Source organism: Pantoea sp. Fr-CA_6, assembly GCF_024520895.1.
Classification (GTDB): domain Bacteria; phylum Pseudomonadota; class Gammaproteobacteria; order Enterobacterales; family Enterobacteriaceae; genus Pantoea; species Pantoea agglomerans.
Map to the genome: position 1 here is coordinate 16577 of NZ_JALNPO010000005.1, position 19503 is coordinate 36079.

Genomic DNA, 19503 nt, shown 5'->3' on the forward strand with positions numbered 1-19503 from the left:
CGATATACCGGTTACCGGGCTGGCCGGGTTAACCCTATTATTTCCCACTGATGAGGCTGGCCGGTGCGGCAATGGACTGGCGAATCATCAGACGGGCATCAAAGCGCGGCATCGGTCCGACGGCTTCGCCGCGTATCTCCGCGATCAGGCGTCGTGCCGCTTCACGGCCCATCTCATACACCGGTTGCGCCACCACCGTCAGCGGTGGCGTGACAATCTCACTCCACGGAAAATTGTCATACATCACGAATGAGAGATCGGCAGGGATTCGCAGTCCGCGCTGCGTCACTTCGCGCAGCAGCCACATCGCGACTACGCTGTCAGAAGCCACCAGCGCAGTGGGCGGCTGCGGACGCTGCCACAGCTCGGCCACGATACGGGCAATCTCCGCTTCGTCCAGCGCATTCACTTTCACCATCGTCGGATCAAATTCCACGCCCGCGGCAGCAAATGCCTGCATCATGCCGCCCACGCGCTGGGCGACCGGCGTCAGGCCAAAATCGCCTGGCGTGCTGTAGTCGGTTGCCAGTGCCATGCTGGTGATATAGGCGATGTGGCGATGGCCCGCTTCCAGTAACAGCGAGGTTGCTTCTGCAGCGACTTCGATAAATTCGCAGCAGATCGCCTCCACATCAAGGTCAGTCACTGCGCGATCAAATAATTTCAGCGCTCTGCCCTCTTCCAGAACCTGAGTCAGGTGACTGTTGTGACGGTGTTCTGAACAGCAGGGCGCAACGATAATGCCGTCGACCCGCTTTTCCAGCATCACCCGCACCGCATCCTGCTCAGCCTGCCGCTTCTCATCGCTGTTACTGAGCAGCAGATGGTAACCGGCAGTGCGCGCCACATCCGCCATGCCGCGCAGCGCAAGACCGAAATGGGGATTTTCGATGTCGCCGACAATCACACCAATGGTATTGGAACGTCCGGTGTTCATACTGCGGGCCAGGGCATTCAGACGGTAGCCCAGCGCGGAGGCCGCGCTGTTGACCCGCTCCTGCACCTCATCACTGACCGCCCCGTAGCCACCCAGCGCACGCGCCGCCTGGGCTTTGGATACTTTTGCTGCGCGCGCCACATCCGCCACGGTGGGCGCTTTAGATTGTCGTTTCTGGCTGGTCATAATTATTTTGAATCACAGGTTGATGACAGGAATATTGACGCCGAAAAAAGGGTGTGCTTAAACTCATTGTAACCCCTTGAGACCGGTCTCACAACACCAGCGTCTTAAGGTGCCACCTGTGTTGAGACCGGTCTCAATAATAATCGCTGGCTCAACAGTCTCTGATGTTTAAACCTGCAAAAACGGATGAGCTATGAAATCGCAAACCACCCTGGGCAAACTGCTCGGCACCACGCTCGCACTCTGTTCACTGTCTTTCTGTACGCTGGCTGCCAGCGATAACAATCCCTATGGGCTGATCGAACCGGGTCAGCTACGCATCGCCAGCGTCGGCGACTCAAAACCTTACACTTTCACGGATGCCAGCGGTCAGTTCACCGGCTTTGATGTCGAATTCTTCAAAGATGTCGCCCATCGTATCGGGATCGATAAGGTCGATTTTATTGGACAGGACTTCTCGGCCATCATGCCAGCGGTGGCCAACGGTCAGTATGACGCGGCGGTGGCGGCCATCGGCATCACCCCTGCGCGTGAAAAGACGGTGGATTTTTCAACCGGCTATCTGGCGGGATTTCTCACCGTGCTGACCCGCCACGACAGCGGCGTGAAGAATGTCGCCAGCCTGGCAAAACACCGGCTCGGGGTGGTTCAGGGCACGCTGCAGGAGAGCTATGCCGTCGAACACTTCACCCAGACCGATCTCGTACGCTTCCCGGATAACAACAGCGCAGTCTCTGCGCTCAACAACGGTACGCTCGACGCGATCTTCCTCGACTACGAGGCGGCAAAAAGCTACGCCGACCGCTTTAAGCTGGTCTCTGCCGCCGACATCCCCTCGTTTGATGCACCGGCCGGCATTGCCATTGCCAAAGGCAAACCCGCCTTCAAGGCCGCGCTGGACCGCGCCATTAAAGCAGCCATGCAGGATGGCACCTGGCAACGGCTCTATCAGAAGTGGTTCCCCGGATCGCCGATGCCAAAACAGTATCTGCCTGGCGGGCAGTAAAGATGCGGACGTTCGCGTCCTGAGTTAACCGGGGGATCCCCCACCCTGCATGGAGACGGCGATGGACTTGCTCACGATTCTTTCCCGCACCTTCTTTGATTTTCCATCAATGATGGAAGTACTGCCGCAAATGCTGACCACCGGGCTGGTCAACACGGTGATTATCTCGCTGGCGGCAACGCTGCTCGGCACGCTATTCGGCCTTCTGCTGGCGCTGATGGGCATCTCGCCCTCACGCTGGCTGCGTCTGCCTGCCCGGCTCTATACCGATCTGTTCCGCGGTCTGCCATCGATTCTGACCATTCTGCTGATTGGTCAGGGCCTGGCGCGCTTCAGCTATCAGCTGTTCGGTCCTACGCCCTATCCGCTGGGGATCTTCGCCCTCAGCCTGATCGCCAGCGCCTACATGGGCGAGATTTTCCGCGCCGGTATTCAGAGTGTTGAACGCGGCCAGATGGAAGCCTGCCGTGCGCTGGGGATGAGTTATGGCCGGGCAATGCGACTGGTGGTGATCCCGCAGGGGATCCGCCGCGTACTGCCCGCCATCGTTAACCAGTTCATCGCCATCATTAAAGATTCCTCGCTGGTTTACCTGCTGGGCCTGATGACACAACAACGGGAACTGTTTCGCGTGGGCCAGGACGCGGCGGTGCTCACCGGCAACCTCTCGCCCCTGATGCTGGCAGGGCTGTTCTATCTGATTATCACTGTGCCGCTGACGCACATGGTCAACTATGTCGATGTGCGTTATCGCACCGGCCGACGTCGCCTGACTGCCCCGCAAAGTGGCTTAAAAGAGGTGGATGAAGTCAGAGCGCCCGGCGGCGCACTGGTCACTCATCCCCGGATCGGAGGCAACCATGAATAACCTGAACAGCACCACTGCCGCGAGCTGGCACGGTGCCAGCCTGGAGCTGCGCGATCTGACTCTGGCTTATGGCCCGATTGAGGTGTTGCGTAACGTCTCGCTACGGGTCGCGCCCGGCAGTACCACCTGCATTATCGGGCCATCTGGCTCGGGTAAGTCGACGCTGCTGCGCGGCATCAACCGGCTGCATGAACCGCAATCGGGGGATGTACTTCTGGCTGATCGGTCAGTGTTGCGCGACAAGCCAGATGCGCTGCGGTTACGGATTGGCATGGTGTTTCAGCATTTCAATCTCTTCCCCGATCACAGCGCGCTGGAGAACGTGGCGCTGGCACCGTGGCGGGTTAAAGGCCTGCCCAAAGCGCAGGCGATGGCGATTGCGCGTCAGCGGCTGGAAGAAGTGGGTCTGGGTCAGCGCGCCGATCACCGGCCACGCGATCTCTCCGGCGGCCAGCAGCAGCGTGTCGCGATTGCCCGCGCGCTGGCGATGGATCCCGAGGTCATGCTGTTTGATGAGGCGACCTCCGCGCTCGATCCCGAACTGGTGAAGGGTGTCCTGACGCTGATGGCGGATCTCTGTCGTCGCGGCATGACGATGGTTGTGGTGACACATGAAATGGGCTTTGCGCGCAAAGTGGCGGATCAGGTGGTGTTTATGGACGAAGGCGAGATTGTTGAAGCCGGGCCGCCGGGCGCCATTTTTGATACGCCACAGTCGCCGCGACTGCAACGTTTTCTCTCTGAAGTGCTGTAACTGAGCAAGGAACCTGATAATGGCGGTAAAAACTGAAATGAAAGTGGTTGTTCTGGGCGGTGGCGTAATAGGTGTCTCGACGGCGCTGGAGCTGACAAAACGGGGAGCGGCGGTGACGCTGGTGACCGAAGCCGCGCTCTGTTCTGGCGCATCGGGACGTTCACTCTCCTGGCTCAACTCGGCGGGTGAACGCTCCCGCCCCTATCACGCGCTGCGCATGGCGGGCATTGATCGCTATCGCACCCTGTTTGCTCAACAACCTACCCTCGACTGGCTGCGTTTTGATGGCGGGGTCTGCTGGTTCAGCAATGATGCAGCCGGAACGCAGGCGCGGCACGCCTATGAGAAAGCACACGGCTACGACTCACAACTCATGACCCCTGATAACGTGGCGCAGGCGGATGCGACGATCGATCCCGACGCGCTGCCGTCGCAGGCGATATTTAACCCCGGTGAAGGCTGGGTCAGCCTGCCGCACCTGTCAGAGTATCTGGTGAATCAGTTCCGGGCGCGGGGTGGTGAAGTGATTGAACACGCCGGTAAAGCCAGTGTAATCACAGTGAATGGCCGGGCCTGCGGCATTCGCAGTGAGCTGGGTGAACTGCGGGCAGATGCGGTGGTAGTCGCCTGCGGGCCCTGGACACCGGATGTGATTGCGCCACTGGGCGTGACGATTCCCAACGGATCGCCCGTCTCCATGCTGGTGATCACTGAGCCGGGCAAACATGAACTCAAGGCGGTGCTGAACACGCCCCGCGCCGCCATTCGGCCAAACCCCGGCAACCGTTACGCCCTGGATCACGACTGGTACGAGGCTGATATCCAGAAGCTGGCCGGAGGCGATTACCATATTGATAAGCAGGTTGTAGCAAAGCTGGCCGAGGAAGCGAGTCAGCTGTTACGGGGTGACGAGCCGCTCAGCGTCCAGAGCTGGAAAATTGGCCTGAAGCCGATTCCGGGCGATGGCGATCCGGTACTGGGGCAACTGCAGAAGGTGCCGGGCTGTTATGTGGCGTTCACGCATTCGGGCGCAACCCTGGCGCTGATTGTCGGTGAATTACTGGCGGAGGAGATTGTAAGCGGTGAAAAGCATCCGATGCTGGCAAGCTTTGGTGCTGAGCGTTTCAGCTAAAAAAAGCCGGTCATCACGACCGGCTGATTTTTATCGCTTATTTTAACCGCGGAAGAAGATATCGCCCGATTTACCCATGACGATTTTGCCGGTGTCATTGGTAATAAGAATGTAGTTGGCGTTGATATAGGCCCAGTGGGTATTTTCCTGTGGAGCGGGCAGATTACGCTTTTGCCACTCATTGATGGTGTACGTTTTATCGGTGTACTTCTCTGGCACTGTGTCACCGATTTGGTACTGTTTGTAGTCGATGATGATGGTGCTGAGGTCGTAATTAGGGTGCGCGCCGTTGGAAGGTGCTGGCGTGGTCGGCGTAATACCATCATTAGATTGTGAGCTGGTCGGCGCCTGGCTTTGCGCGGCACCGGCATCCGGCTGAACGCTGCCCGTATCAGGCGTAGCGGGCTGCGCATCCGGATTAGCAGGCTGAATCTGCGGCGGTGGCGGAACGGTATCCGTTGCTTCGCCAGCGGCTTGTACAGCGGGGATCAGGCTCAGCGAGCCAACCAGTAATCCCATTGATAAAAGTACACGTTGAGTCCTGCGCATAATGATTTCCACGTTGAATTTTGACAGTCAGGCTAAAGACAATGTTTATCGCACTTCAGTTCCGGCGCACTGACGCTATGTGTAAGGAAAAACAGCGCTATTCACTTTACTGCACACAGGCCAGGTAGCGGATCACTGTCCGACCACTTTATCCTGAGTTGCCAGATCGACCAACAACGCAATGCCTAAATAGTTACTCCAGTTAAAGCCGTTCTGCAGCACCACAATCGCATTGCCGTTACGTTTATCGTAGCCGATAAAACTGGCATAGCCGCCGATATAGCCCACCTGATAGGTGATCTGCTGCTCTTCGAAAGTGTCGGTTACCCAGGCGATATTCTGCGCCTGCGCGCCCTGCTGATACCACGCCTGGTCTACCGCCGTGAAAGCCCGGTCCCGCGCAGCATCACCGGTAGCGCTGAGATGTGCGCGCAAATAAGCACTCAGATCGCGCGCGTTACTGTAGAGACTGGCCGCGGCCACCATGTTGCCGTGAAAATGCCAGTCAGGCGTCAGCGTGCCGCGGCGGATTAATTTCGGCTGATCGCCTGCATGGCCCAGCGCACGCAGCGGATAGCCCGTCAGCGTTTCCGGTACAAAACTGCTTTGATTCATCTTTAACGGTGTGAAGATAAGCTGTGACGCCAGCGTCTGAATATCCTGATGAAAACGCGTGCGCAGGATATAACCGAGCAGCGCATAGCCGAGGTTGGAGTAGTGTGGCATGCGTACCGCGGGTGCAGAGAAGTCCGCCAGATAACTCAGCAGCTTGTCGCTATCAAGATTGTCATAGAAGTTCTCGCCGGTATCCAGATAACGAACGAACTGCTGCAGCATCGTCAGATCCATATCCTGTCGCGGCAGACCCGAGGTGTGCGTCACCAGCTGCAGCAGCGTGATGCGCTGCGCGCCAGCGCTGAGGCGAACGCCTTCCGGCAGAAGATCGGCCAGTGTATCGCTCCAGCGCAGCTTACCCTGATCAACCAGCTGGATAATCACTTCTGCCGTCACGCCTTTACTCAGCGATCCCAGCGCAAACAGGGTATCGGGCGTGATCGGATAGCGATGCACACGATCGGTGACGCCAAAAGCGTAATAGCGGGTCGGGCCACCGCGATGAATGACCGCAATGCTGATGCCGGGAACCTGCTTCTGTTGCATGTAATGCTGCACGATGTCATCGACATTTTCATGAAAGGTGGCGTGTGTCAGATAAACGCGATCGCCCACCGGGGCGGAGGTTTGCGACAGGGTTCCACATCCCGCCAGCAGGAAGATAAAGGCTGGCATGAATCGCGTCATTAATCTGCTGATCCACTGGCCGCCAGGGGTCAGCCGTGCAAGGGAGACTGCAACAGCCGGCCTGCCAGTAAATCCATTTTTCATATATTAATCATTAACTTATTATTATTTAACACGCAACTGTCTGGCCGGAGCGCAAAAATGTACCATAAAGTGCTGTGGGCTATCGCCTGCACAACGGGATGAAAGTGGTGCTAAACGCGGTTTAATCACCGCAGCACGCCCGAACAGGGTTAGCTGTGTTGCAGTCCACAAGGGTGTACACTGCTGCGGTTTTAAGGCTCAACGCCGCTGAAATTTTTGAAATGCCCGGGAGGCAACCGCATGAAAGAAGGCCCACTGTCCGAAAAAGAGCTGCAATGGCTGGAAGATATGCTGGAAAAATATGGCAGCGAAGCATCGATTATTGATGTCTCCGAGCTCGACGGCCTGCTGACTGCCGTTCTCTCCGGTCCCGTCACCGTCGAGCCAAGCCAGTGGCTGGTGGCACTGTGGGGTGGCGAGAAGCAGATCCCAAAATGGAGCAACGAGCGTGAAATGACGCGCTTTATGTCGCTTTGCTTCCAGCATATGAATGATGTGGCTGACCGCTTATCTGAATTCCCTGAGCAGTTCGAACCGCTGTTTGGCATCCGTGAAATGGAAGGTCTGGAATTTACCGTGGTGGAAGAGTGGTGCTTCGGCTATATGCGCGGTGTCGCGCTGACCGACTGGTCTGCCCTGCCGCAGGACCTGCAACCCGCGCTGGACGCCATCGCTCTGCACGGCGTGGAAGAGAATCTTGAAAAGATCGATGCCATGACGCCGGACGAGATGGAAGCCAGCATTGAAGCTATCCGTCCTGCTGCGCTGGCGCTGCACGATCACTGGATCTCCCAGCCAGAAGCGATTCCCGTTCCCCAGAAGCCTGTCGCGGCAGAGAAACTGCCCGGCCGCAACGATCCCTGCCCGTGCGGCAGCGGCAAAAAATATAAGCAGTGCTGTCTGCACTGATCGGCTGCTTAGCCTCACGATCTGCCGGGCGGCGATTCAGCCCGGCATGCTTTTCTCACGATCCACGACAGTTTGACCTGCATCATTCTACCCACTCCCTTACCTGAATAGACTGCTCACGACTTGAACAGCTTCGTGCTTATCGCTAAGGTAAGCGCGATTTTACCCGCCAGGAATAAACATGATCACCATCGCGCTTATTGACGATCACCTTATCGTCCGCTCCGGCTTTGCCCAGTTGCTGGGCCTGGAATCGGATTTCCAGGTCGTAGCGGAATTTGGTTCTGGCCGTGAGGCGCTGGCAGGTTTACCGGGCCGGGGCGTTCAGGTCTGTATCTGCGATATTTCGATGCCGGATCTCTCCGGGCTGGAGCTGCTGAGCAAGCTGCCGGCGGGCCTGGCCACCATCATGCTGTCAGTCCATGACAGTCCGGCCCTGGTGGAGCAGGCGCTTAATGCCGGTGCGCGCGGATTCCTCTCTAAACGCTGTCGTCCCGATGAACTGATCGCGGCGGTGCGCACGGTCTCCACAGGCGGCTGTTATCTGACGCCAGAGATTGCGATCAAGCTGGCCGCTGGTCGGCAGGACCCGCTGACCCGACGCGAACGTCAGGTGGCGGAAAAACTGTCACAGGGCATGGCGGTAAAGGAAATTGCCGTTGAGCTGGCGCTGTCACCGAAAACCGTACATGTCCATCGCGCGAATCTGATGGAGAAGCTCGGCGTCAGCAATGATGTGGAGCTGGCGCGCCGCATGTTTGATGGCTGGCAATGAGCCCCTGTGTTTCGCGGCTGATCTCCGTTGTCGCCAGCTTTTTCATCTTCTCGTCGGCCTGGTTCTGCCTGTGGAGTATCAGCTTGCACCTGGTGGAACGCCCGGAGCTGGCGGTGCTGCTATTTCCGTTTGGCCTGCGTCTGGGGCTGATGCTGCAATGTCCACGCGCTTACTGGCCGGTGTTGCTGGTAGCTGAGTGGATCATGCTGATCTGGCTGGCGAAGGTGGTCGCGCTGGCGCATTTGCCGCTGTTAATGGCGGGCAGTGTACTGACGCTGCTGCCGGTGGCGCTGATCTCCCATTACCGCCATCAGCGTGACTGGCGCACGCTGCTGAGCCAGGGCGCGGCTCTGATCGCCGCGGCGCTGCTGCAGTCCCTGGCGTGGGCGGGACAGCAGGAGATGCTGAACGCCCTGCTGCTGACGCTCACCGGTGGTCTGACGCTGGCCCCGACCTGCCTGGTCATCTGGCACTACCTCACCAGCACCCGCTGGCAGCCGCTGGGACCGGCGCTGGTCTCGCAACCGGTCAACTGGCGCGCCCGGCATCTTATCTGGTATCTGCTGCTGTTTGTCATCAGTCTGTGGTTGCAGCTTGGCCTGCCCGCTGAACTGTCGCGCTTTACGCCATTCTGTCTGGCGCTGCCGATTATTGCGCTGGCCTGGCACTACGGCTGGCAGGGTGCGCTGATCGCGACGCTGATGAACGCAATCGCGCTGATCGCCAGCCAGACCTGGCACGATCATCCGGTCGATCTTCTGCTCTCGCTGCTGGCGCAAAGCCTGACCGGACTGCTGCTGGGTGCCGGTATCCAGCGGCTGCGCGAGCTGAATCAGTCGCTGCAGAGTGAGCTGTCACGCAACCGGCGCCTGGCGGAACGGCTGGTCGAGACAGAAGAGAACGTGCGCCAGGAGGTGGCACGCGAACTGCACGATGATATCGGTCAGACGATTACGGCAATCCGCACTCAGGCGGGCATTGTGCAGCGCCTTGCGCCGGATAATGGCCGGGTGATCCAGAGCGGCGTCCATATTGAGCAGCTCTCTCTTGGCGTCTACGATTCAGTGCGGCGACTGCTGGGACGCCTGCGACCCCGCCAGTTAGATGACCTGTCACTTGAACAGGCAGTTCGCTCCCTGATGCGTGAGATGGAGCTGGAGGATTGCGGCATCGTCAGTCACCTTGAGTGGCGTATTGATGAGACGCTGCTGAGCGAAGCGCAGCGCGTCACGCTGTTTCGCGTCTGTCAGGAGGGGCTGAACAACATTGTGAAACACGCCAGCGCCAGCGCCGTGATGCTCAAAGGCTGGCAACAGGATGGTCGCGTTTTGCTGGTGATTGAAGATGATGGCTGCGGTCTGCCGCCAGGTTCCGGTCAGCAGAGCTTTGGTCTGGTCGGGATGCGCGAACGCGTGAGTGCGCTGGGCGGATCGCTGACTATCTCCTGCACCCATGGAACCCGCGTCAGCGTGCATCTGCCGCTGCGTATGGCCTGAGGAACCACCGTGTTTAACTTTCTGAAAACGCCCGCTAACGCCGCTCCGCTGCAGGACAAAAGTGAGATTGACAGCCGCTATCGCTACTGGCGACGGCACATCATGTCGACCATCTGGATCGGCTATGCCCTGTTCTACTTTACCCGCAAAAGCTTCAATGCGGCAGCGCCGGAAGTGATCGCCAGCGGCGTGATGATGCGCACCGATATTGGCCTGCTGGCGACGCTATTTTACATCACCTACGGCCTGTCGAAGTTCTTCTCCGGCATCGTCAGTGACCGCTCCAACGCCCGTTACTTTATGGGGCTGGGGCTGATCGCTACCGGCGTGGTCAATATCCTGTTTGGCTTCTCCACCTCACTGTGGGCCTTTGCGCTGCTGTGGACCATCAACGCCTTTTTCCAGGGCTGGGGCGCGCCGGTCTGCGCGCGCCTGCTGACCAGCTGGTATTCACGTAACGAGCGCGGCGGCTGGTGGGCACTATGGAACACCGCGCACAACGTTGGCGGTGCGGTCATCCCGATCGTTATCGGCGCAGTGGCGCTGCACTATGGCTGGCGAATCGGGATGATGATTGCGGGCAGTTTAGCGATACTCGCCGGACTGTTTCTCTGCTGGCGTCTGCGCGACCGGCCTCAGACTGTCGGCCTGCCCGCGGTAGGCGACTGGCGACAGGATGAGATGGAGATGGCGCAGCAGCAGGAAGGCGCAGGTCTGAGTCGCAAAGCGATCCTGACCCGCTATGTGCTATTCAACCCCTACATCTGGCTGCTGTCACTCTGTTACGTGCTGGTCTATGTGGTTCGCGCGGCGCTCAATGACTGGGGAAATCTCTACATCTCCGACACGCTGGGGGTGGATCTGGTGACGGCCAACTCGGTAGTCACCCTGTTTGAGCTGGGCGGTGTGATAGGCGCACTGGTCGCGGGCTGGGGCTCGGACAAGCTGTTTAACGGCAACCGTGGGCCGATGAACCTGATTTTTGCAGCCGGGATTTTGCTTTCCGTCGGCTCACTATGGCTGATGCCCTTTACCAGTTACGTGATGCAGGCAGCCTGCTTTTTTACTACCGGTTTCTTTGTCTTTGGCCCGCAGATGCTGATTGGTATGGCGGCAGCCGAATGTTCCCATAAAGATGCGGCGGGCGCGGCAACCGGCTTCGTTGGCCTTTTCGCCTATCTTGGTGCGTCACTCTCCGGCTGGCCGCTGGCGTGGGTTATCGACGTCTGGCACTGGAGCGGCTTCTTTGCGGTCATTGCCACGGCGGCGGGGATCTCCGCCCTGCTGCTGCTGCCGTTTTTAAATGCTCAGGCACCGCGCCCCCTGCCTGAAGCGTGATACGCCTCTCCTTTTTGCCCCGAGTGGGGCAAAACTAAGAAATTTTCCTGGTTTCGCCTGGATGCTGTCTCAGGCCAGTCTGGCGGCAGGTTTTTACAATGCCAGCCATTCGCTGCCCATTGCAGCTATTCCAACCAGGAGAATCCCCTTCCATGCTGGCATTCCTCAAACAGGTGCGCAGACCGACGCTGGATCTGCCCATCGAACTGCGGCGCAAGATGTGGTTCAAGCCGTTTATGCAGTCCTATCTGGTGGTCTTTATCGGCTACCTGACCATGTATCTGATCCGCAAAAACTTCAATATCGCGCAGAACGATATGATCACCACCTACGGACTGAGCATGACGCAGCTGGGGATGATCGGTCTGGGCTTCTCCATCACCTATGGCGTCGGGAAAACCCTGGTCTCCTATTATGCTGACGGCAAAAACACCAAGCAGTTCCTGCCGTTTATGCTGATCCTCTCGGCCATCTGTATGCTGGGTTTCAGCGCCAGCATGGGCACCGGATCCGTCAGCCTGTTCCTGATGATCGCCTTCTATGCCTTAAGCGGATTCTTCCAGAGTACCGGCGGCTCCTGTAGCTACTCCACCATCACTAAGTGGACGCCGCGCCGCAAACGGGGTACTTATCTTGGCATGTGGAATATCTCGCATAACCTCGGCGGTGCCGGTGCGGCAGGCGTTGCGCTGTTTGGCGCCAATGTGCTGTTCAACGGCCACGTGATTGGGATGTTTATCTTTCCGTCTATTATCGCGCTGATTGTTGGTTTTATCGGCCTGCGCTACGGCAGCGACTCCCCGGAGTCTTATGGCCTGGGCAAGGCCGAAGAGTTGTTTGACGAAGAGCTGAGCGATGAGGACAAAGAAGCCGAAGATGAGTCGATGACCAAATGGCAGATCTTTGTTGAGTACGTACTGAAGAACAAGGTGATCTGGCTGCTCTGCTTCGCCAACATCTTCCTCTATGTGGTGCGCATCGGGATCGATCAGTGGTCAACGGTTTACGCCTTCCAGGAGCTGAAGCTCTCTAAAGAGGTGGCGATTCAGGGCTTTACCCTGTTTGAAGTGGGCGCACTGGTGGGCACGCTGATGTGGGGCTGGTTATCCGATCTGGCCAATGGCCGCCGTGCGCTGGTGGCCTGCGTCGCGTTAGCGCTGATTATTGCCACGCTCGGGATCTATCAGCATGCCAGCAACCAGTATGTCTATCTGGCGTCGCTGTTCGCACTGGGCTTCCTGGTGTTTGGCCCGCAACTGTTAATCGGCGTCGCCGCGGTCGGCTTTGTACCGAAAAAGGCAATCGGCGCAGCGGATGGCATCAAAGGCACTTTCGCCTATCTGATTGGTGACAGCTTCGCCAAACTGGGCCTGGGCATGATTGCCGACGGCACGCCGATATTTGGCCTGACCGGCTGGGCGGGCACCTTTGCCGCACTGGATGCCGCTGCTATCGCCTGTATCTGCCTGATGGCGCTGGTTGCGGTGATGGAAGAGCGTAAGATTCGCCGCGAGAAACGATTGCAGCGTTTAAAGATGGCGTAAAGATAGAATCAGGCCCGGCGTAAGCCGGGCTTTCCCGCCAGGTTCCGCCCTCAGCCATTGATGTAGCCCCACCAATCGGATCACTGCCAGTCAGCCCGCCAAACCCTCCCATCCCCTTTCACTTATTCTTTCATCTCGTCCCCGATTATTTAAGAAATTCACTGTCAGGTGGTCAGCCTGACCACCAGGTTGTGGCCATGTTTTAATATTTACATGGCATAGTGCCTTTGTTTAGATGATAACTGACAAGGCGAATAACGGATTAAGCGGAACCTGATGATGATGAAGGCGCTGACTGAACGGCAACTGACGATTATGCGACAGCTTATTTCTCATAACAGTTATGTGAGCCTGCACGCTATTTCAGAAAAAACGTCTATTACACCCAGAACTCTACGCCGCGATATTGCAGACATTAACGAAAAACTTTCTGGCCAGGGAATCAATCTCAGCGGAAAAAGTGGGAGAGGGATCACAATTAAATTCGCTGATGCGCAGTCGGAAATAGCCGCGCGCCGGATTTTCTCAACCGAAGTGGATGATTTCAGCAGCAACTTCAGGATGCTGAAAATAGCGTCGGATTTATTAATGCTGTCACCAAAAAGTTCATCCATCAGCGAACTGGCGGATAAATATTTTATCAGTCGCGCCTCGATAGTGAATGATTTAAAAACATTAGAAGCATGGTTACATCAGTTTGATTTAACCTTGTTAAAAAGTCGGGTCGGGACCAGCATAAAAGGCAGCGACCATAATATTCGCATGGCGATGAAAGCGCTGGTGTTAAAATCGATTTATAACCGTCAGGACATGATGGAAAGCCGTCTGGATGAAAGCACGCTGCAGGAGCTTTCAGAGAAGTTTGGTCAGCAGGCTGTCCATTTTACCCTGCAATTAATTAATTTTATTGAACAGCAACTGCAATATACGATAAGCGATCCTTACTACATCAATTTATTTACGCATATTCTGGTGCTGATCCACCGCAGTCACTCGCCGATGCACAGGACCGACGCCCGCGCGGTGTCGATGAACCGGGTCAGCGACCATCACGCCTGGCAGGTGTCACTGGCGGTGATAGAGCGCATTGAGACCGCCTACAACACGGTACTGGTGGCCGAGGAGTCTCACTCCATCTATCAGTATCTGGTCTCTTCCGGTAAGGCGGGCGGTGAGTCACCACAGCACGATGACTCCCTGATTTCAGAGCGTGAAACCCGCTTTGCTGAGGCGCTGATCGCCCGGGTGGCGCAGCGCATCAACATTGAAATCACCACCGACCAGAACCTGCAGGCGTCATTGTCCTCGCATATCAAGCCGATGCTGAACCGCCTCAGATATCACATTCGGATTAAAAATCCGCTGCTGCATGATATCCAGACCGAGCTGGGTACGGTGTTCGCCGCCGTTAAAGCGGTAATCAGCCAGCTAACACAGGAGTACAGCCTGGATGAAATCAGTGACGATGAGGTGGCTTATCTGACGGTGCATATTCAGGCGGCTATCGAAAACAGCATCAAGGTAAAACGGGTATTGCTGGTCTGCTCCAGCGGTCTGGGCACCTCGCAGCTGCTTTACGGACGGATTATCCGCGCCTTTCCCGACTGGAAAATTATCGACATCATTCCAGGGAAAAATATTGCTGACTCCCTGAAACGACATGAGTGTGACGTGGTGATTTCCACCATCCGGCTGGAACCGCTGGAAAAACCGGTGGTGTATGTCTCTGCCCTGTTCTCGGCGAAAGATATCGCTCGGGTAACGGAGTGTCTGGTATCGAATTCAATTAATTAATGATAATGGAGAAGCAAAATGACGACAGCCGTGGCTATTAACGAAGTATTAAAAGAAGAGTGCATTATTCTCGATGTCGATTGCCAGACCAAAGAGCAGATTATTTCTCAGCTGACCGATCTGCTCTGCCAGACCGGTGCCGTCACCGATAAAGCCGCTTTTCTGAAAGATGTCTATCTGCGTGAGGAATTAGGCTCTACCGGATTTGAAAATCATATTGCTATTCCGCACGGCAAATCTGCCGCCGTCGCCAAAACCCGCATTGCCGTGGGTCGTTTACGCAAGGATATTCCGTGGGAGACCATCGACGGCACTAAAGTCCGGCTGGTGATTCTGTTCGCGGTAAAAGAGTCCGATAAAGATGTGGGCCATATCAAAATGCTCGCCAAAATATCCATTGCGTTAGGCGATGAGGATGTTGTCGAGCAATTACTTAATGTCCCGCATCGCGAAGAGATGTTTCATTTACTGTTATCCCGATCGGGAGCCTGAATAAACCGGAGAGCAGCATGAATTAAAAAATAAAGGAGGTATTCCAGGTTGTAGCCATCCCTTCAGACCGAAAAACATAAATATAAAATTTTCACTGGAGAACATTTATGAACATTATTGCCATTACCGCCTGTCCTACAGGTGTCGCCCACACCTACCTTGCCGAAAGTAATTTAAAAAAAGCGGCTAAAAAACTGGGCCTGAATGTATTAGTTGAAACCCAGGGCGCGATTGAAAGCGAATATATTTTCAGCGAAGACGATATTCATCGGGCGGACGTCGTGTTAATCGCCGCAGATAAAAAAGTTGAGATGGCACGCTTCCAGCATAAAAACGTGATTGAGGTGCCCGTTACCCGTGCCGCGAAGGATGCTGAAGGCCTGTTAAATGCCATTGTTAACGGCGAACTGGCTCCGAGACTTGCCGACTCCGCCCCGCAGGCCAGTGCATCTGAACCGGCTAACAGTGCCCGTGAGGCGTCCGGTTCCCGCTCCTGGATTTCAGAGATTTATGTGCACCTGATCACCGGCGTGAACCTGATGATCCCGTTTGTGGTGGCGGGCGGCATTCTGATCGCGCTGAGTTTTTCATTCGGGATTACGGCGGCCACACCAGGGGACGCGAACTTCAGCCCGATAGCGAAGATGCTCTCTGACATCGGTGGCGGTTCCGCTTTTGCCCTGATGCTGCCGATTCTGGCGCTGGGCATCAGCCAGTCTGTCAGCGGCAAAGCGGGCATCGTGGCGGGCGCCGTGGGCGGGATGATGGCGATCCACACCGGCTCCGGCTTTCTCGGCGCGCTGATTGCCGGCTTCCTGGCCGGATACATCACGCTGCTGATCAATAACCATATCCATCTGCCCAAAGCGGTCGCCGGGCTGAAACCTATTTTAATCGTGCCTCTGCTGAGCGTGCTGCTGACCGGCGCACTGATGGCGCTGCTGATTGGTGAGCCGATCAAAATGCTGCTCGGCTGGCTGACCGACTTCCTCAGTTCGCTGGGCAACACCAATGCGGCCATTCTCGGCCTGCTGTTCGGCATGATGGTGGCCTTTGATATGGGCGGCCCGCTGAATAAGACCGTCTGTATGTTTGCGATTGGCCTGATGTCGAGCGGGGTTTACGGACCGATTGCCGCCTGTATGGCGGCGGGCATGGTGCCACCACTGGGCATCGCGCTGGCGACCACCCTCTTCCGCCGCAAGTTTACCGAGCAGGAGCGCGAGACCGGCAAGGTCACCTACATCCTCGGCCTGTCATTCATTACCGAAGGCGCCATCCCTTACGCGGTCGCCGATCCGCTGCGCGTCATCCCGGCCATCGTGGCGGGCTCCGGGTTAGCGGGCGCACTCTCAATGATGCTGGGCTGCGCTTCCCGCGCTCCGCACGGCGGCATTTTCGTCATCTTCATTCCTAACGTGATCAGCAATGTCATGGGTTATCTGTTTGCGATTGCCGCAGGCAGTCTGCTGACGGCGCTGATCCTGCTGTTCCTGAAAAAAGATATCTCCGTTCCTGCAAAACAAGGATAAAACCTATGCTTTACAACATGAAAGATCTGCTCAGCGTTGCCCGACAGCATCAGTTTGGCGTTGGTGCGTTTAACATCGCCAGCGCGGAGTTTGGACGGGTGGCGGTTGAGACTGCCGAGCGACTGGATTCACCGCTGATTCTGGAGATCCATCCTGAAGAGATGGCCTTCACCGGCCCGGAATTTATCGGCTATCTGCGGACGCTGGCGATTCAGGCGCGCGTGCCGGTGGTGATCCATCTGGACCATGGCCGCTCGCTGGAAGAGGTGATGAAGGCGATCTACGCCGGTTTTACCTCGGTGATGATTGACGCCTCGTCTCACCCTTTCGAACAGAACATTGCGCTGACGAAGAAGATTGTCGAGATAGCGCACACGATTAATGTCTCTGTGGAAGCGGAGCTGGGCACCATCGGCGTGGCGGAAGGCAGCGGCGAAGGTGGCAGTAACGAGATTCTCTATACCGATCCGCAGCAGGCAGAGACCTTTGTGCGCGAGACCGGCACCGACACGCTGGCGGTCGCCATCGGTACCTCGCATGGCCTCTACCCCAAAGGGAAGCAGCCGAAGCTGGATATCGAGCGCCTGCAGCAGATCCGTAAGTTGGTTGATATCCCGCTGGTGCTGCATGGCGGTTCGGGCAACAAAGACAGCGAGGTCGCGGAATCGATCCGTTATGGCGTCGGTAAAATCAATATCTCCAGTGATATGAAGAAGGCGTTCTTCGTGGCGCTGGAGCAGGAACTGAAGCTTGGGGGTCACGAGCCTAATTCCCTCTTTGTTAAACCGATGCAGGCGGCGAGTGAAGTGGTCGCGGCGAAGATGGCGCTGTTTAGTTCGGTGGGGAAAGCGGCGTTGTATCGGTAAGGGGTTGTGTGGCGTGGATGGTGGCTTGAAGACTGCCAGGGAGGCTGGGAAAAGGCACCGATGAATAGGTGCCTTTTTTAGATGTTGTACAACCGGATAACGCGGTCGTAACGTTTTTCGAGCATGCATGGAGGTCGTCACTAAATCCCCCATTACACCCCGGTAACGTTTTAATTAGTGCTTCACTGCCAGGGAGAACTTAGCTATACCACAGGAAATAGGATTTTAATCTCAGGACCGAACATTCCAGTCATCCGTATACTGCACATTACCATCAACGTAACGCCAGGTGATTTTGTCGTACATCAGGGAAAGGCTTTCCATATGGTTGATCTGCGAGTTTCCTGCCATTTTAGCATTTGGCATCCCCGGATTAATGCCAGTCACCTTCACCCCTTCGATAGTCATAACAAAATAGCATTCCTCTTGCCCGGCATGGTTAATGCGATACCAGCGAATCTCCGCACTTTTCAGCGTCTGACCAGTAGCAACGGCTTTGTATAAGTATGGGCTGGCGCTATCAAACTCTTTTTCAATCATAATGGGAGAGTGTGATCGCTTGCCGGTGATTTTACCGTTGGCACTATCCACTGGAATATTTAAACCGTGACTGAAGCCAACAATTTCGATAGAACCATCACGATCCTGAACGTCTACAGATCCCTTAATATCTGCACCGCCGTCATCTTTAAGCCACATGTAAGCTGGAATAGGCATTTTACAAACTCCTTTTGAATGTGCATTTCTTCATAATAAAGTAATAGCAGAAAATGGCTAAAATCAGGTTGAAAGCCATAAGTGCAGCCATAGCAACATCTGAAAATTTTTCTATGTCCGGAAAAACAGCCTGGTAAGGTACAAAGCGGACGAATAACCAAAGCAGCATTACAAAAATGATTATTTTTATCAATCGTCGCACGGTAGAGAAAGCCCACTCTTTAGGGAGGCAAGATGGGTTCACTTTGTGAGTAAGGCCGTTAAAAAGGGTGATAATCGCACTCATAACCGGAATGCTGATTAGAGTATTAATTAAAATAGAAAAGTAATATCGCAACGACTCCCAGGCCTCTAAGTCAGGTTCACCCAGAATGAAATGGGTAACGTTCAGAGCGCTTTGGAAATCAAATAAGGCTGTTATAGAGTCAACTAATCCATCATAGGGAACTTCTTTAGCAACGAACAGCATAATCACAGTAAAGAGCGCTAATTTTATAAAGAGACTAAGGACATGTTTTGCCATTGGCAATTACCTCAATCGTTCCATAGGCCTTTAACTTCCTCATACAAGGAACCTCTATTTTCTGGGTCCTTAATAATGCATTGCGTAACAGGGAAAAATCAGAATCATGCGGAAGTGTGATACAACCCTCAGAAAGAACGCCGGGGTGCAAACGAAAGTTACCACGCTTAACGCTATCAACCCAGGTGTAATCATCAATTGCCCAATCATCCCGCCATATTGCAAACCATTCGGAATGCCTGAACGTAGCACCGCTGGCAAAATGATTATAAATATCCCTTACACCGGCATTTAGTTGTGATCGGAGGCCTCCCTCAGGACGGTCAACAATCCAGTATTTACCCGCTGGTACAGGCCCCTCTTTAGGAATCATTCCACAGGCACCACGATTACGATAAGCACCATTGCCAGAGAACGCTAAAAACGTTCCCACCCCCGGAAAGGATAACGGTGAGTAGTCAGCATCATTAATAACAAACTTTCCATGTAGAGCCATTGATAATCCTTGCATCTATAATCCTTTGTGCGCTTATCCTACGCTGGTGAAAAGAATATGAGCAATAATTTTTCCTGGAAAAAGTCTGACTTTAATAAATAGGATGATTATGTTAGCAATAAGTCACTTAACAGATGTAATTAATATGCGTTTATGGCTTGTTATTTAACCTGAGAGTAACAGAGATGTTATAGCTCAACAAC

The 19503-nt window shown here is 55.4% G+C and carries 19 protein-coding genes and 1 pseudogene; 14 read left to right on the top strand and 6 right to left on the bottom strand.

Annotated elements, in window-relative coordinates:
* Positions 1-37: 37 nt before the first annotated feature.
* Complete coding sequence (locus NR201_RS10810; RefSeq protein WP_256849762.1) at positions 38-1123, bottom strand: LacI family DNA-binding transcriptional regulator; 1086 nt, start codon at positions 1121-1123, stop codon at positions 38-40.
* 193 nt (positions 1124-1316) lie between these two features.
* Here NR201_RS10810 and NR201_RS10815 point away from each other — a divergent pair, with 193 nt between their 5' ends.
* The 4 genes from NR201_RS10815 to NR201_RS10830 all read left to right on the top strand — a co-directional run bounded on the left by NR201_RS10815 (position 1317) and on the right by NR201_RS10830 (position 4883).
* Positions 1317-2129, top strand: a complete 813-nt coding sequence (locus NR201_RS10815) for an ABC transporter substrate-binding protein (protein ID WP_022625355.1) — start codon at positions 1317-1319, stop codon at positions 2127-2129.
* A gap of 61 nt (positions 2130-2190) precedes the next feature.
* Positions 2191-2997 carry an amino acid ABC transporter permease gene (locus tag NR201_RS10820; protein WP_129062768.1) on the top strand — a complete coding sequence of 269 codons (807 nt, stop codon included), beginning with the start codon at positions 2191-2193 and terminating at the stop codon, positions 2995-2997.
* Complete coding sequence (locus NR201_RS10825) at positions 2990-3751, top strand: amino acid ABC transporter ATP-binding protein (protein ID WP_010671731.1); 762 nt, start codon at positions 2990-2992, stop codon at positions 3749-3751. Before NR201_RS10820 ends, NR201_RS10825 begins: the two co-directional genes overlap by 8 nt.
* 19 nt (positions 3752-3770) lie before the next feature.
* On the top strand, positions 3771-4883 hold the full coding sequence (locus NR201_RS10830) for an FAD-binding oxidoreductase (RefSeq protein WP_031593263.1): 1113 nt from the start codon (positions 3771-3773) through the stop codon (positions 4881-4883).
* Between the two features lie 42 nt (positions 4884-4925).
* Here the strand turns inward: NR201_RS10830 and NR201_RS10835 are convergent, their stop codons facing one another.
* Complete coding sequence (locus NR201_RS10835; RefSeq protein ID WP_022625353.1) at positions 4926-5432, bottom strand: RcnB family protein; 507 nt, start codon at positions 5430-5432, stop codon at positions 4926-4928.
* A 132-nt stretch (positions 5433-5564) separates the two neighbouring features.
* Positions 5565-6818: a serine hydrolase gene (locus NR201_RS10840; RefSeq protein ID WP_256849763.1), complete on the bottom strand. Its 1254-nt coding sequence runs from the start codon at positions 6816-6818 to the stop codon at positions 5565-5567.
* Between the two features lie 240 nt (positions 6819-7058).
* On the opposite strand from NR201_RS10840, the gene NR201_RS10845 reads away from it, so the two are divergent.
* The 10 genes and pseudogenes from NR201_RS10845 (at position 7059) to NR201_RS10890 (ending at position 17564) form a co-directional block, all read left to right on the top strand.
* Entirely contained in the window at positions 7059-7727 is a 669-nt protein-coding gene (locus NR201_RS10845) for a YecA family protein (protein WP_033769584.1), read from the top strand.
* Between the two features lie 181 nt (positions 7728-7908).
* Positions 7909-8502, top strand: coding sequence for a transcriptional regulator UhpA (gene uhpA / locus NR201_RS10850; RefSeq protein ID WP_033787435.1), 594 nt, complete (start codon positions 7909-7911; stop codon positions 8500-8502).
* Entirely contained in the window at positions 8499-9998 is a 1500-nt protein-coding gene (uhpB, locus tag NR201_RS10855) for a signal transduction histidine-protein kinase/phosphatase UhpB (protein WP_256849764.1), read from the top strand. The genes uhpA and uhpB overlap by 4 nt, the downstream gene beginning before the upstream one ends.
* Before the next feature lie 9 nt (positions 9999-10007).
* Positions 10008-11336, top strand: coding sequence for an MFS transporter (locus NR201_RS10860; RefSeq protein WP_010671736.1), 1329 nt, complete (start codon positions 10008-10010; stop codon positions 11334-11336).
* Positions 11337-11488: 152 nt separating this feature from the next.
* The gene (gene uhpT, locus NR201_RS10865; protein WP_010251526.1) at positions 11489-12880 is read left to right on the top strand and encodes a hexose-6-phosphate:phosphate antiporter; all 1392 of its coding nucleotides are present in this window, start codon (positions 11489-11491) and stop codon (positions 12878-12880) included.
* Positions 12881-13162: 282 nt separating this feature from the next.
* Positions 13163-13342 (top strand): annotated as a pseudogene (locus NR201_RS10870) (HTH domain-containing protein); the annotation flags it as partial.
* 126 nt (positions 13343-13468) lie between these two features.
* Complete coding sequence (locus NR201_RS10875; RefSeq protein WP_256849814.1) at positions 13469-14674, top strand: PRD domain-containing protein; 1206 nt, start codon at positions 13469-13471, stop codon at positions 14672-14674.
* Between the two features lie 18 nt (positions 14675-14692).
* On the top strand, positions 14693-15166 hold the full coding sequence (locus tag NR201_RS10880) for a PTS sugar transporter subunit IIA (protein ID WP_050498581.1): 474 nt from the start codon (positions 14693-14695) through the stop codon (positions 15164-15166).
* A gap of 107 nt (positions 15167-15273) precedes the next feature.
* Complete coding sequence (locus NR201_RS10885) at positions 15274-16698, top strand: PTS fructose transporter subunit IIC (RefSeq protein WP_111534557.1); 1425 nt, start codon at positions 15274-15276, stop codon at positions 16696-16698.
* Between the two features lie 5 nt (positions 16699-16703).
* Positions 16704-17564: a ketose-bisphosphate aldolase gene (locus NR201_RS10890; RefSeq protein ID WP_033787443.1), complete on the top strand. Its 861-nt coding sequence runs from the start codon at positions 16704-16706 to the stop codon at positions 17562-17564.
* Between the two features lie 231 nt (positions 17565-17795).
* On the opposite strand, the gene NR201_RS10895 is transcribed toward NR201_RS10890, so the two are convergent.
* Genes NR201_RS10895 through NR201_RS10905 form a run of 3 tightly spaced genes read right to left on the bottom strand, consistent with a single transcriptional unit; the run spans position 17796 to position 19300 of the window.
* The gene (locus NR201_RS10895; RefSeq protein WP_010671741.1) at positions 17796-18281 is read right to left on the bottom strand and encodes an Hcp family type VI secretion system effector; all 486 of its coding nucleotides are present in this window, start codon (positions 18279-18281) and stop codon (positions 17796-17798) included.
* Between the two features lies 1 nt (position 18282).
* A complete protein-coding gene (locus tag NR201_RS10900; protein WP_256849765.1) occupies positions 18283-18804 on the bottom strand; it encodes a hypothetical protein in 522 nt (173 codons plus the stop codon).
* Positions 18785-19300, bottom strand: coding sequence for a DUF2778 domain-containing protein (locus NR201_RS10905; protein ID WP_010671743.1), 516 nt, complete (start codon positions 19298-19300; stop codon positions 18785-18787). Before NR201_RS10905 ends, NR201_RS10900 begins: the two co-directional genes overlap by 20 nt.
* Positions 19301-19503: the final 203 nt, after the last annotated feature.

What these genes read in the sequence shown, in the direction of transcription:
- NR201_RS10810 (WP_256849762.1), bottom strand. Translation starts at nt 1,123, where the DNA reads ATGACCAGCCAGAAACGACAATCTAAAGCGCCCACCGTGGCGGATGTG.
- NR201_RS10815 (WP_022625355.1), top strand. Translation starts at nt 1,317, where the DNA reads ATGAAATCGCAAACCACCCTGGGCAAACTGCTCGGCACCACGCTCGCA.
- NR201_RS10820 (WP_129062768.1), top strand. Translation starts at nt 2,191, where the DNA reads ATGGACTTGCTCACGATTCTTTCCCGCACCTTCTTTGATTTTCCATCA.
- NR201_RS10825 (WP_010671731.1), top strand. Translation starts at nt 2,990, where the DNA reads ATGAATAACCTGAACAGCACCACTGCCGCGAGCTGGCACGGTGCCAGC.
- NR201_RS10830 (WP_031593263.1), top strand. Translation starts at nt 3,771, where the DNA reads ATGGCGGTAAAAACTGAAATGAAAGTGGTTGTTCTGGGCGGTGGCGTA.
- NR201_RS10835 (WP_022625353.1), bottom strand. Translation starts at nt 5,432, where the DNA reads ATGCGCAGGACTCAACGTGTACTTTTATCAATGGGATTACTGGTTGGC.
- NR201_RS10840 (WP_256849763.1), bottom strand. Translation starts at nt 6,818, where the DNA reads ATGAAAAATGGATTTACTGGCAGGCCGGCTGTTGCAGTCTCCCTTGCA.
- NR201_RS10845 (WP_033769584.1), top strand. Translation starts at nt 7,059, where the DNA reads ATGAAAGAAGGCCCACTGTCCGAAAAAGAGCTGCAATGGCTGGAAGAT.
- uhpA (WP_033787435.1), top strand. Translation starts at nt 7,909, where the DNA reads ATGATCACCATCGCGCTTATTGACGATCACCTTATCGTCCGCTCCGGC.
- uhpB (WP_256849764.1), top strand. Translation starts at nt 8,499, where the DNA reads ATGAGCCCCTGTGTTTCGCGGCTGATCTCCGTTGTCGCCAGCTTTTTC.
- uhpT (WP_010251526.1), top strand. Translation starts at nt 11,489, where the DNA reads ATGCTGGCATTCCTCAAACAGGTGCGCAGACCGACGCTGGATCTGCCC.
- NR201_RS10875 (WP_256849814.1), top strand. Translation starts at nt 13,469, where the DNA reads ATGCTGTCACCAAAAAGTTCATCCATCAGCGAACTGGCGGATAAATAT.
- NR201_RS10880 (WP_050498581.1), top strand. Translation starts at nt 14,693, where the DNA reads ATGACGACAGCCGTGGCTATTAACGAAGTATTAAAAGAAGAGTGCATT.
- NR201_RS10885 (WP_111534557.1), top strand. Translation starts at nt 15,274, where the DNA reads ATGAACATTATTGCCATTACCGCCTGTCCTACAGGTGTCGCCCACACC.
- NR201_RS10890 (WP_033787443.1), top strand. Translation starts at nt 16,704, where the DNA reads ATGCTTTACAACATGAAAGATCTGCTCAGCGTTGCCCGACAGCATCAG.
- NR201_RS10895 (WP_010671741.1), bottom strand. Translation starts at nt 18,281, where the DNA reads ATGCCTATTCCAGCTTACATGTGGCTTAAAGATGACGGCGGTGCAGAT.
- NR201_RS10900 (WP_256849765.1), bottom strand. Translation starts at nt 18,804, where the DNA reads ATGGCAAAACATGTCCTTAGTCTCTTTATAAAATTAGCGCTCTTTACT.
- NR201_RS10905 (WP_010671743.1), bottom strand. Translation starts at nt 19,300, where the DNA reads ATGGCTCTACATGGAAAGTTTGTTATTAATGATGCTGACTACTCACCG.